Source organism: Alkalihalobacillus sp. TS-13 (genome assembly GCF_019720915.1).
Taxonomy (GTDB): domain Bacteria; phylum Bacillota; class Bacilli; order Bacillales; family Fictibacillaceae; genus Pseudalkalibacillus.
Genome location: NZ_JAHKSI010000001.1, coordinates 1517456 through 1530590 on the forward strand (window position 1 = coordinate 1517456; position 13135 = coordinate 1530590).

Below are 13135 nucleotides of genomic sequence, written 5' to 3' on the forward strand. Positions count from 1 at the left end.
TTCACCTCACTTTATACCTTCTAAATTGACCGGAAGCTTACCTCCAGCTTCTTTTTCTCCAAAAATCACATCTACTGTGGCTTGAAAGGATGCAGGATGGTCGGAGTATTGCGCAATAACAGCATCAGCACCTGTAAGGACTGCAGCATCATATGGATTCCTAGCCATTACAAGGATCGTCTGTTTTGAATGTGTCATGGTTTCGTTCAATACAGCTTTCTCCCATTCAGACTGCCCCTCACCAAGGACAGTTGTCGACTCCGTTATCATGATCGTTACGCCTCCATTTTCTAGCTTTTCTTTTTCTTCTGATGTCAAGGCACTGCTTTTCAGTTGGATAAGGTTCAGTTTCTTATGGTGTTTCCATAGCGCATTTTTCATCGATTCAAGGTTGCGGGCATCACTTGATACAATCGTAATAGCGCCATCCAAAGAAGTCGATAATGGCACTGTGTTCCCAGCATTCTTTATCAGCGTGATCGATTGCTCCGTAACTTTCTTCTCTAGATCCAGTGCACGTTGTGTGACAGAAAGATCGAGTGCTTTCGTATCTTCATCGATCCATTTTACTTTGGCTTCCAATAGACGTCGAACTGATTCATCCAGACGCTGTTCAGATATCCTGCCTTCTTCCACTGCGTTATGTAAGGCATCATAAGCAACCTTCAGATGGTCCGGCATGACAATCACATCCACGCCAGCGAGAACAGCTTGAACAGCAGCCTCCCCAGGCCCGAAGTGATCAGCAATCGCCTTCATCTCCATGGAATCCGTAAAAACGAGACCATCGAACTTCATTTCATCCCTGAGCAATTGCTTTACGATTTTCTTTGATATAGTCGCAGGCACCTTGATTGGAAAACCATCTTTCTGGGAAACGAATTCTGATTGATCGATATTCGGAAAGGTAATATGAGCAGTCATCACCCCTTCTACACCTTCATCAAGCATCTTTTGGAAAGGGGACAACTCCATCTGTTGCAATTCCTCAAGTGATTGGTCACTGACGGGTAAGACGTAATGCGAATCAAGGTCCAAACCACCGTGACCTGGAAAATGTTTAGCAACTGCCATTACCCCAGCATCCTGTAAGCCGCTCATGAAGAACACACCCATTTCCCCGACAAGATCAGGATCGTCCCCGTATGCCCTAATACCGATGACTGGATTATGAGGGTTGGAGTTCATATCTACGGAAGGCGCAAAGTCGATGTGAATCCCAAGTTGTTTGAGTTCAGCACCTAGCACTTCCCCTGTTTCCCTTGCAAGCTCGGGATTTCGCGTTGCCCCTAACGCCATGTTTCCAGCAAGTTCAGGGAAATAAGACAACCGTGTCACCAAACCGCCTTCCTGATCGATTGAAATGAGTAAAGGCACTTCACTCTCTTGTTGAAGTGCTTCGTTTAATTGTTTAACCTGTTGCCGCGACCGTACATTCTCACGAAACAGGATGAGCCCCCCAGGTTGATAGGTATCAAGTAACTCCTTTAATTCGTCGTTCATTTCTGTCACAGGTACTTCATCAAACTCACGGATCGCCGGCATCAATAGCTGTCCGACTTTTTCATCCATCGTCATTTTATCCATGTAAGCTTCGATTTCAGCTTTGGAACGGACATCCTCCCATTCCGAAACGTTGGCGTCTGAAGAGAAGGTTATATTTAAAATAATCGCCATTAAGAGGACTGCCACAGCTATAAAATTCCATCGAATCGACCGCTTCATTACAACACCTCCTATGACTGAAAACTACGACGGCAAAACAAGCTTCCCCATGAGAACATTCCGGGACGCCCCTGTTGCAGATGGAAGATTGTTTGTTTCTCCATGCAGGAACTGGTTCCCAAGGATTGTGAACGCAATGGCTTCCTTTGCGTCCCCAGCAAATGCAATATCATCCATTTTTGATACTTTGTAAGACAGGGCTTGACGTAAGCCAGCCATGATCGCCTGGTTATGTGCACCTCCCCCAGAAACAATCAATTCATGGATCTTTTGTTCCTTATGTACATATAACTCCAGACTTTGAGAAATCATTTCGACGGTATAGGCTGTGATCGTCGCAACCGTATCCTCAATTGAGAGAGACAGGTCTTCAGCTTTCTTAAGAATAGTTGCTAATCGTTGTTCGGTATAAAGCTCTCTTCCGGTACTTTTCGGCGGCTTCACGGCTAAAAAACCATCCTCTTGGAGAAGCGTCATCAGTAAATCATAATGGACGTTCCCTTTACAGGCTATCTTTCCATCTAGATCATACGTTTGTTGGTTTGCAGTCAATTGGCGGACGGCACCGTCGATGAGGACGTTTCCAGGTCCCACATCGAATGCGCCGATTTCTTTTGCAGATGAGGTTTCTGCAGGTACCACTGTCAAATTGCTGATACCACCGATGTTCAACAGAACCCGGTTTTCGGTTGCATGTGAAAATAACAGCGCATCGACAAACGGAACAAGAGGTGCCCCTTGTCCCTGATAAGCCATATCACTCGGACGGAAATCTCCTACAGTGAGAATCCCTGTTTTGGCTGCGATATTTGCTAGTTCACTAATTTGTAAGGTTGCATGTTCTTCCGGCCAATGATAAATCGTCTGGCCGTGGGAACTGATGAAACTGATAGCATCTGGAGTCAATCCGGCTTTCTTTATGACTGCAAGGGCCGCTTCAGCAAAACGGTCACCAAGGATGATGTTCATCTTGCAAATTTTCTCGACTGTAGAGGTAGCAGGATCACAGAGCGCAATCAATTGTCGCCGTTCTTCAACTGAATAAGGTGTTGACTCGAAGTCTATTAAACGGACCTTTGTTCTGGAACCGAACCCTGTCATTTCAACCAGAGCGGCATCAATTCCATCAAGCGAGGTCCCGGACATCAGTCCGACAGCAAGTTTCCGTTCTTCGTTCACAACCTTGGATAATCTTTTTAACATCGAACCACCTATTTCCTTTGCTTTTGCTGAATATATTGGATCGCATTCCGGCTCTCGTCCAGATATTGGATCGATTCATTGTACTGCGTTGATGCAACACACATGAACAAAATGTCCAGGACATGGAGCTGTGCCAGACGTGAAGATGTCGCCCCGCTTCGGAAGGTCGCTTCCTTCGATGCAGATGTATAAAGTTTGATCATCGCTTGATCGGAAACTTTAGAAGATCCGTATTTTGTCAGACTGATTGTCGTCGCGCCTCTTTTATTGGCAAGTTCAAGAATTTGGGCGACTTCCATCGTTTCACCAGAAAACGAAATCCCAACGACAACGTCTTCCGGCTTCACATTCCCGACAAGCATCGCAACCATATGGAGGTCTGAGAATGCCGTTGCTTTTTTATTGATACGAAGGAATTTCTGCTGAGCATCTTTTGCAATGATCCCTGAAGCTCCTACTCCGAAAAAATGGATCGTTTCGGCTTTTTCCAATGCCTCGACGGACTTGGACAGTTCACTTAAATGCAATACTTCAGCCGTTTCCTTCAACGATTGGATGCTGTTGTTCGTCATTTTTTCCATTACTGAGGCGTGTGTTTCGTCCGGCTGAATATCGCGGTAACCTTCCTCAACATTCTTCTGAAGGTCACCTACGACCTTCAGTTTCAACTCTTGGAATCCCTTCAGCCCCAATGATTTACAGAGCCTGATCACTGCAGCACTGCTCGTCTTGCTCAATTGGGCCAGCTCACTTGTGGTACAAGAAATCGAGGCTCTCGGATTGGTCAAGATATACGATGCTATCTTTTTCTCTGAAGGTGGCAGTTTCTCGAGCATTTCCTTCAACATGACGAGGCCACCTGTTGTATTCGTCATCTAATGTTCACCTGCTTTTCTCTCTAGGCTCTTTTAGTAAGGCTGTTTTCGCATAGATTGTTGTTTTTGGAAATATACTCGCTTTCCGCGGGCTTAAGAAAAGCGGAAGCGACCCGTTTAGTCACGAAGGTCACTGGAAAACGGACGAGGAGGCTGTCGCCACCGCAGGAAGGTTGGAGTGATCCAAGTGACTGGTCGCTGAGCTAGACATCACTTCCTTGCATTTACCTAACTTCTGTAAGCCTTCACTTGCACAGGATGTCAACACAAAAATGAAATCATTTTCGTGTCTGCGATGAGAATACTTAGAAGCTTTCCTTCTGCTGGCTTCGACGTTCACCACAGGACGTGGTGGTTTCGCTTAGCTTGTTTTTCCCGCTGGAGTTTCGCATATTTCCACTGCCAAAAGGTTTCAGCAACTTTCTTCACAACATTCCATTAGTAACAACCTTTCAGGCATCGCCCTTTATTTATCATTTCATCTCCTGAACCGTCACGGGTAATTTACCGGTCACCTTTTCTAGTCCGAATAACGCACGTACAGCCAATCTTAATGCAGGGGTAGTAAACTCATAAGTTGCGACCGATACATCCGTTTCAGGAAAGAGTCCAAGATCATATGGACTTCTCATCGCGATATGGATGACAGGTTTATTGAGGTTCAGCATATCCTGCATCAACCTCTGCTGTCCTTCAGAACGTGTAGCGGAAAGTGTCCCGACCAGGATCGTATCTACACTGTTTGCAAGAACGTTCATGAAATCGATCTCACTTTGATCCGGGAACTGGGAAACGGAAACCACTTTTGCAGCCGGATTCAATTCTTTAACCAATTCACCAAGTGCATTTTCTGCAAAGCGTTCATCTTCCACTTGCGTCAAATAACTATTTTCTGGATAAATGACGAGAATCCGATAACCTTTCTCTTTAGGCAGCGGAAGGAGACCTTTCTTATTTTCATGCAACGTGATCCCTTTTTTCATGACATCCTCTGCAATGACCTTATGGGTATTTTTAGCTGTAAAAGCTTTAAGGGTATCGTTCCACTTCAACGAATGCTGCTTTAACTTCATAACACGCTCGCAGGCCTTATCGATCGTCTTTTCCTCGATTTCACCAGAGAGGACAGCCTGATAGACTCGTTCAATTGCTTCATGCTGCAAAGATGGCAAGTGGGAAATCATGATCAGATCGACCCCAGCTTTGATCGCTTCTACTGCTCCTTGAGCCGTTCCGATACCATCTGCGATGGCCTTCATTTCCATACAGTCGGTTGTGATGACACCCTCAAACTCGAGTTCTTCCCGTAAAAGCCCAGTCATGACTGCCTTCGACATCGTTGCTGGACGATTTTCTTCAGACTCGATCGACGGAAAATAGACATGGGAAGACATCACAGTATCTGCTCCACTATCGATACTTTCTTTAAACGGCAGCAGTTCGACTTTCCGCAATCGCTCCAATTCATGCGGTATGACAGGTAATGCCAGGTGGGAGTCCACTGTCGTATCCCCATGTCCTGGGAAGTGCTTCAAGGTGGTGATGATTCCTGATGCTTGCATCCCTTTCATCAACTGCTTTCCGAATTCAGCAACCTTTTCCGGTTTTTCGCCAAACGAACGTACATCGATGACAGGATTGTGGGGGTTATTATTTACATCTACTACAGGAGAAAGGTTCCAATTGATACCCAAATCAAGCAATTCCTCCCCTGACGATTTCCCGATTTCATAAGCAAGCTCCGGATCACCAGTTGCCCCAAGCAGCATTGCTCCAGGAAAAACAGTTGTCCCCTCTCCTAATCGACGAACGACGCCATTCTCCTGGTCAATACAGATGAACAATGGTTGCTCCTGGCCTGCGTTTTTCGCAGTAGTCTGTAAGGTAGTTGTCAGTTCCTGAATCTCTTCCGGTGTTCCAATATTTCGGCCGAAAAGAATGATGCCGCCGATATGATTTTTTTCGATCAAATCCTTGATTTCAACAGATAGCTTGGATGGGTGTTCCGCTTTGAAGCCGAACACCATCAATTGTCCAATTTTCTGCTTTAAGTCCATTATTGTTTCACCCCGCCCATAGATAATCCTTTTACGAAATAACGTTGGAATAAGAGGAAGAATACGATCATCGGAATCGCTGCAACCGTGGCACCTGTCATCAGCAATTTGAAGCTGGCAAGGTTCGCATCCTGCAATGTCTTCAACCCAGCCGGCAACGTGAGGAGATTTTCATCATTCAACACGATGATCGGCCAGAGGAAGGAATTCCACATCAATACGAACGTAAAAATACTAAGTACAGCCATTGCTGGTTTCGCAAGCGGTACGATGACCGTCCAGAAGATTTTCCATTCCGAAGCTCCATCGATTTTCGCCGCCTCGATCAGCTCATCAGGAATCGCAAGCAGGAACTGACGCATCAAAAATACCCCGAAAGCAAGTGCGAGGCTTGGAAAGATCAAAGCCCAATGCGTATCGAACAGTTGCAATTTCTGGACCATCATGAACGTCGGTACCAACGTGACTTGTTCTGGAATCATCATCGTCGCGATGATCGACCAGAATATGAGCATCTTTCCCGGGAAGTTCTTCTTCGCCAGGACATAACCTGACATCGTATCGATCAAAACGATGGCGACGGTTGTGACGATGGATATATAGAGACTGTTCAACAGCCACTTCATGATTTTCGTCCGTTCGAATAAGATGACGAACCCTTCAAACGTCTTAGTAACGACTTCCTTCATCTTTTCATCATGGTAGGCAGCTTGGCTTGCATCACCAGCATCTTTTGCTGCTTCACGTTTTTGCCATTGATGAAAATATTCCTTCACACCTACAGGATACAATTTAGGTGGTGTAGATTCTACATAGTTTACCGGTTGCTCCATGGTTTCATTCTGATAACTCGGTAATTGCAGCGATGTTGCAAACACCCAATAAAGAGGAAGCAATGAAACGATCGCCATGAAAATGAGCGTGACATAAATCAATAGTTTTCCGACTTTTTGATTGACTTGTTTTGGTTTCATAGTTACCTCCTACCTTAATGATGATCTCGCAGCGAGCGGTATTGGAAGATTGCAAACACCATGATGATGAAGAACAAAATCACGGATTGTGCAGAAGCCAGACCGAATTTGAAGTCTCGGAAGGCGGTTTTATAAATGACATGCACGATCGTCTCTGTCGCATTTCCAGGACCTCCACCGGTCATCATGATGATCTGCGTAAATACTTGGAACGAACCGATCGTACTTAGTATGACCAAATATAACGTTGTCGGCTTCAACATTGGGATTGTGATTTTCAACCATCGTTGTAATGCATTCGCCCCATCAATTTTAGCTGCTTCATACAAGGACTGGTCGATATCGTTCATTGCGGCTAAATAGATGATGATTCCCGCCCCAGGAGGAATCAGAATCGACATGATCATCAAAGCTGGGAGTGCAGAATCACTTTGTCCAAGCCAGTTGACAGGTTCAATGCCAAACCAACCGATGATATGGTTGAATATTCCGAAACGGTAATTATACATCCATCTCCAAACCATCGCGATGATGACCATTGATGTAACGGTCGGCAAGTAAAACGCAGCCCTGAAAAAGGATTGTGAGAGCTTGCCTAGAGGCTGCACGAGTGAAGCAATGACCAACGCCGTGATCACAAATGCCGGAACGGTGACGATCGTGTACAAGAATGTGTTCCACAAGGAAATTTTGAAAACATTGCTCTGAAAGGCAGTTATATAGTTATCAAAGCCTACCCATGTTGAACCCATGATATTGAATTCTTGAAAGGATAGAATGAAAGCCCATACGATTGGTACCACCATGAATAGAAAGAAGAATAATAATTTCGGCATCAAAAAAAAGTATGAGACTCGGTTTTTGTACATACGTTTCAACAACGAGTTTGTATTACGGACGGCTGTTTGTTCAACTTTGTTTGTGGTTACAGGTTTTGTCTCCAAGGTTGCCCACTTCCCTTCTAAACCAAGGACATAATTGTGTATGTAAAATTGTAGGGATTGACTCGACAGACGGTACCCCACTCCATCAAGTGGTGATGTTCCAACTGTCAAATGAGCCAACCCCATGGAATAATGATTATTCGCTTAGGATACTGTTCACTTCTTCACCAGCTGCCTTTAAAGCTTCCGCTGGTTCCTTCTCACCATTAAGAGCTAACTGAAGTTCTTTTTGGATCGCTTCATCAATACGTGCCCAGTTTTCATGGCGAGGAACTGGTACAGCGTGCTGAGAAAGCTCTTGTGCTCTAGCCATTTGAGGGTTATCTGCAAATGGTTCTTGATCCGCTGCAGAAATTCTAGCAGGGAAAGTACCGTAATTCTTAGCCATCGTCACCTGCTCATCCGTGTTCGTGATATGCTTTATGAATTCAGCGGTCATACGTTTTTTTGCATCACCTTTCGAATTGAACATCACATAACCGCCAACTCCACCGATTGTGACCGGTTCACCCGTGTCACCTGTCGGATACTCAGCAACCATGAAATTGGTCTTGAAATCTTCTGTTTGTGCTGATGCAATCGCCCATGTAGCCCAGGGTTCGACAGCAACTGTACGTTGATCAGATGCTGCCCATGCTTTCCATGTGCCACCAACATCTTCACCACCCATGCTTTCAGGTGCTACATCATGCTTATATTTTAGATCGACCAGTTTTTGCAAACCACTTACAGCTTCTTTTGAATCAAATGTATACTCGGTCATGTCTTCATTTAATGGATAACCACCATCCATCAACAAGAACGGCCATGCTTCATAGTAACCAGGAAGGATGTAGGTAGAGAAGCCATCAACACCATCACCTGTCAGCGCTTTCATTTTTTCGACGAACTCATCATACGTCCATTTACCATCCTTTGGAGGTTCTACGCCTTTTTCTTCAAAGATATCGAGATTCAAAAGCATTGCATGAACACTGATGGATGTTGGAACCCCGTATAGCTTTCCTTCTGTTGTATATGCTTCCAATGCGTTTTCATAGAAATCACTTTTATCTTCGTCAGTGAAATAATCATCTAACGGAGCAATTACCCCTTGATTGATGTGATTCTGATTTATAGATCCACCACTGATATCAACAGGTGCAATATCAGGCCAAGCGCGTCCAGCGATCGCGACGCTGAGCTTATCATTCATTTCAGCCCAAGGTGTTTTGACGAGTTTGATCTTCACATTTGGATAATCCTTTTGGAACTCAGAGATCTTATCTTCAATCCAGTGGTATTTGTTATCATCTTTGTCAGCCCAACGTGGTCCATCCCACATCGTGATCGTCCCTTCCCACTCTTTCCAATCATCTGAATCGAGATCTTTTGAGGCATCATCATTTGAACAACCAGCAAAAATCCCGAGAATCAGCATCAATGAGATGAACCCCATCAACCATTTCTTCATTTCATGAATCCCCCTTGTCAAATTTTGATTAGTTGAAGCGTTTGGCAGCTTCAATCGCCTTTTTGACAAACCCATTTGATTTTTTGATGCTTTCTTTTGCGACAACGAGCGGCACATCAGCTTTATGCATGACAATCGCTGTTTTCACTTCATAACCCGTCTTCTCAAGTAAATCTCCAGCATCCTTATAGGTAATTCCTGTTACGGTCATGACGATGTTTTTCGCTCTTTCCATCAGTTTCAGATTCGTTGCATTGACATCGACCATGAGGTTTTCATACACCTTCCCCATTTTAATCATCGATGCCGTCGTCAGCATATTTAACACCATCTTTTGGGCGGTAGCTGCTTTCATCCTGGTGGATCCTGTCAATATTTCCGGACCTACGACCACTTCGATGCTTTGGTCAACAATCTTTGAGATGACTGAATCATGGTTACAGCTTAAACTAATCGTTTTCAAGCCTCTTTCTTTCGCCGCTTCAAGGGCTCCAATGACATATGGTGTTCTCCCGCTTGCCGTGATGCCTACAACAACGTCATCACTAGTCAAATTTCGTGTTGAAAGATCCACCCTGCCTTGCCGTCTGTCATCCTCAGCTCCTTCAATCGCATCAAACATCGCCTCAGCCCCACCGGCTATGATGGCCTGTACTTGTTCTGTTGGTGTACTGAATGTCGGAGGACACTCAGCAGCATCAATCACCCCTAATCGCCCGCTCGTCCCAGCTCCTATGTAAAATAATCTCCCACCGTTTTCGAATGCTTTTGAGATGAGATCCACAGCTACTCCTATTTGGGGCAGAACTTTCTTCACTGCGAGAGATACAACTTGGTCCTCTTGATTGATCATCGTCAAAATATCCAGTGTACCGAGGGTGTCGATGCTGTTCGTTTGCAAGTTGCGTTGTTCTGTCGTTAATGACGTCAAATCTAACTCCATAGGACACCTCAATTGTAAAAAATTTTAAATGTGATCCCCCTTCCATCCCCCTTTTTGATCACTTGTTTTAGTTGATTTTCAGTATTTCATAAAATAATATTTCGGTCTATTTGCCTAGATTCCTTCTTTTTTAAAATATTTTTTTATGTTTTTTTAATTTATTTTAAAAGGATATTTCAGTTATTTGACGAATTTTTTTTCGTACCCAAAATAATCAAAATGTTAGGAGGATTTACCATGCTTAGAAAAAGTCTGTTTATTGCATTGTTATGTTTTTGTGTAAGCGCTTTCTCGTTTTCTTGGATTCAGACTGCTAAAGCAGATGATGGCCAGGATGTCCGGATCGGAGTCATTCCCACAGCTGAAACGATTACCTTAGGAAGTGACGATTCATTTACGATTGCCGAGATCGGGGGAGAAATACTGTTTGAGGGGGAAAATGGCGAAGCAGCAGTGTCTCTTGAAAGTACAGGGACAGTCGATACATCCTACCGGTTGCAAGTAGCCTGGACGACGAGTAATGCATATGTCGAGGATTGGATACACCGAGCTGAAATGGGTGGATATGAAACCTATGTCGAGGACTATAATGGCGGGTACAGACTTTTTATCGGGAAGTTTCCAGCAGACGCTAGCTGGGGTGAACGTAATGAGTTTCGAAATGAAGTGATCGCAAACGGTTTGGCTGGAAGTGATTCATTCTGGAAGGTCGTAACGTATTCAACTGGTACTTCAACGATGAAAGTTACATATCAAGGTGACGAGTATATCACAGAAAAACCTGTAAAAATCACTTCAACAGATGGTTTGATCGAGATCGGCGGAAAAAAATACAGAGGTATCGGTGAAGTCATTTATAACAGCCAGGGGACTTTAGCTGGCGTCAATGAATTGCCGATCGAACAGTATTTATATGGTGTTGTTCCGCGTGAACTTCCACCAGTCCCTTACGGCGAAATGGAAGCACAAAAATCCCAGGCAGTCGCAGCGCGTACCTATACGTTAGCGAACCTTGGGAAGAGAAGCTCGGACGGTTACGATTTATTGCCGACACCATCTGATCAAGTGTATGGCGGATATGAAGCAGAACATCCAATCTCCACTCAAGCTGTCCAGGAATCTGAAGGAATGGTCGCAATGCATGATGGGAGACTCATTACCGCCGTCTATCACTCTACTACCGGCGGCTACACTGCCAACAATGAAGATATTTGGAATTCAGGTGCAGTCAATTATTTAAGAGGCGTTCCGGATTCCAATAGAGGAAAGGCAATGGAACATGTTCCAACGCTCGAGGTATTCAAAAATCATGCTAATCCGACCTCTCTTCGTGCTGTCAGAGCAGGAGATTATGAGTCCGATTGGTCGAAGTATCATCGCTGGACATTCGAATGGACGAATGAAGAACTGGCAGATGTTTTAAGTGAATACTTTAATGCTAATATTTCAGAAGTTTATGAAGTAAATGTATTGGAGCGTTCCAACTCAGGACGTGTTCTCGAAATAGAGTACATCACTGATGGGGGCACATTCTATGAGCAAAAAGATCAAATCCGATGGTCGATGAAGTATATCAATTCAAGCGGTGGAAAAAGTGTATTGCTCAGCACGTTGTTCTTTGTTGAACCAGTCGATAAGAAAGCTGAGACACCAAGCTTCAAGGTCTATGGCGGAGGCTGGGGACACGGCGTGGGACTTTCCCAAACCGGTGCAGTCGGCATGGCAACGAAAGGCGCAACGTACGAAGAGATCCTCAAACATTTTTATCAAGACATCACCTTAGAAAAGCAGTATTGAAAATAATGGTGACCGGCGGAGTTTCGCCGGTCGTTTTTACTGAATTAGACTTATTTCCGATTTTATAGACTTACAACCGGATCTTTAGACTTCTTTTCATTTTTTAGACTTAGGTGCTCAATTTCAGACATATCTCCTTGAAGCAAGTGTTATTCTCATTAAAGAGCCCCACACCGACAAGGAAAAAACCACTTCCAGATCAACAGTGGATGAAACTCATTTGAGAATGAGTTTTTTCTTAATATAATCAAAAAAAGCACTGCTTCGTCGCAAAGCAGCGCTCAAAATCTATCCCATGATATTATAGCCTGAATCTACATACACAATCTCCCCGGTGACGCCACGTGAAAGATGGCTGATCAGCGCAAGTGTCATGTCGCCAACTTCTTCCTGGGTTACATTCCTTTTCAATGGGGAATTTTCCTCAATCTCGTGGAGGATCTGATTGAATGACGGGATTCCTTTGGCAGCCAGTGTCCGAACCGCTCCAGCTGAAATTGCGTTGACCCTGATATTATGTTTCCCAAGATCTGATGCCAAATATCTTACAGAGGCTTCAAGCGCTGCTTTTGCAACACCCATTACGTTATACCCTTCAACGACTCGCTCAGCACCCAGATAACTCATTGCGATGATTGATCCACCCTCGATCATATGAGGCTGAGCTGCTTTTGAAACAGCGATTAGGGAATAAGCACTCGTATCTTGGGCGAAAGCATAACCCTCCCTCGACGTATCGATGAAATCACCTTTCAGGTCTTCTGCATGGGCAAAAGCTATTGAGTGCAGTACGCCGTGAATTGTACCTACTTCCTCTCCGATTTTTGCAAATGCTGCCTGGATGCTTTCATCATTGTTCACGTCACATTCAACGATCAGCTTTGCTTCATGGTTATCTTTTTCAAGGATTTTATTCAGTTTTCCAAGAGAACGATCTTTCCTATATGTAAAAATCAGGTTCGCTCCTGCTTTATAGAGAGATTTTGCAACACCCCATGCAAGGCTCCGCTCATTTGCAACCCCCATGATCACGATATTCTTATCTTTCAGTTTAAGTAAATCTTCCATGATGTCCTCCAATGAAACAATGTAGTAAGTAATGTTTAGTAGCTAGTTATAGTACCAGTTACCAGAATGATTATAACACAACAACTCGACTATAAA

At 44.3% G+C, this 13135-nt stretch carries 10 protein-coding genes; 1 reads left to right on the forward strand and 9 read right to left on the reverse strand.

Annotation, left to right across the window (positions count from 1 at the left end; translation table 11 throughout):
• Positions 1-6: 6 nt before the first annotated feature.
• The 8 genes from nagZ (KOL94_RS07600) to murQ form a co-directional block, all read right to left on the reverse strand.
• Positions 7-1725, reverse strand: a complete 1719-nt coding sequence (gene nagZ, locus KOL94_RS07600) for a beta-N-acetylhexosaminidase (protein WP_221565380.1) — start codon at positions 1723-1725, stop codon at positions 7-9.
• Positions 1726-1749: 24 nt separating this feature from the next.
• Complete coding sequence (locus tag KOL94_RS07605; RefSeq protein ID WP_221565381.1) at positions 1750-2928, reverse strand: anhydro-N-acetylmuramic acid kinase; 1179 nt, start codon at positions 2926-2928, stop codon at positions 1750-1752.
• A gap of 8 nt (positions 2929-2936) precedes the next feature.
• Positions 2937-3803 carry a MurR/RpiR family transcriptional regulator gene (locus KOL94_RS07610; RefSeq protein ID WP_221565382.1) on the reverse strand — a complete coding sequence of 289 codons (867 nt, stop codon included), beginning with the start codon at positions 3801-3803 and terminating at the stop codon, positions 2937-2939.
• Between the two features lie 473 nt (positions 3804-4276).
• Entirely contained in the window at positions 4277-5860 is a 1584-nt protein-coding gene (gene nagZ, locus KOL94_RS07615) for a beta-N-acetylhexosaminidase (RefSeq protein ID WP_221565383.1), read from the reverse strand.
• Positions 5860-6834, reverse strand: coding sequence for a carbohydrate ABC transporter permease (locus KOL94_RS07620; protein WP_221565384.1), 975 nt, complete (start codon positions 6832-6834; stop codon positions 5860-5862). Before KOL94_RS07620 ends, nagZ (KOL94_RS07615) begins: the two co-directional genes overlap by 1 nt.
• Before the next feature lie 14 nt (positions 6835-6848).
• Positions 6849-7904 carry a carbohydrate ABC transporter permease gene (locus KOL94_RS07625; protein ID WP_260412243.1) on the reverse strand — a complete coding sequence of 352 codons (1056 nt, stop codon included), beginning with the start codon at positions 7902-7904 and terminating at the stop codon, positions 6849-6851.
• Positions 7905-7914: 10 nt separating this feature from the next.
• Positions 7915-9231 carry a sugar ABC transporter substrate-binding protein gene (locus KOL94_RS07630; RefSeq protein WP_221565385.1) on the reverse strand — a complete coding sequence of 439 codons (1317 nt, stop codon included), beginning with the start codon at positions 9229-9231 and terminating at the stop codon, positions 7915-7917.
• A 28-nt stretch (positions 9232-9259) separates the two neighbouring features.
• Positions 9260-10174 carry an N-acetylmuramic acid 6-phosphate etherase gene (murQ, locus tag KOL94_RS07635; protein ID WP_221565387.1) on the reverse strand — a complete coding sequence of 305 codons (915 nt, stop codon included), beginning with the start codon at positions 10172-10174 and terminating at the stop codon, positions 9260-9262.
• A gap of 237 nt (positions 10175-10411) precedes the next feature.
• On the opposite strand from murQ, the gene KOL94_RS07640 reads away from it, so the two are divergent.
• Positions 10412-11971 (forward strand): SpoIID/LytB domain-containing protein, encoded by a 1560-nt coding sequence (locus tag KOL94_RS07640; RefSeq protein ID WP_221565389.1) that lies wholly within the window; start codon positions 10412-10414, stop codon positions 11969-11971.
• A gap of 288 nt (positions 11972-12259) precedes the next feature.
• On the opposite strand, the gene fabI is transcribed toward KOL94_RS07640, so the two are convergent.
• Complete coding sequence (gene fabI, locus KOL94_RS07645; protein WP_221565391.1) at positions 12260-13039, reverse strand: enoyl-ACP reductase FabI; 780 nt, start codon at positions 13037-13039, stop codon at positions 12260-12262.
• Positions 13040-13135: the final 96 nt, after the last annotated feature.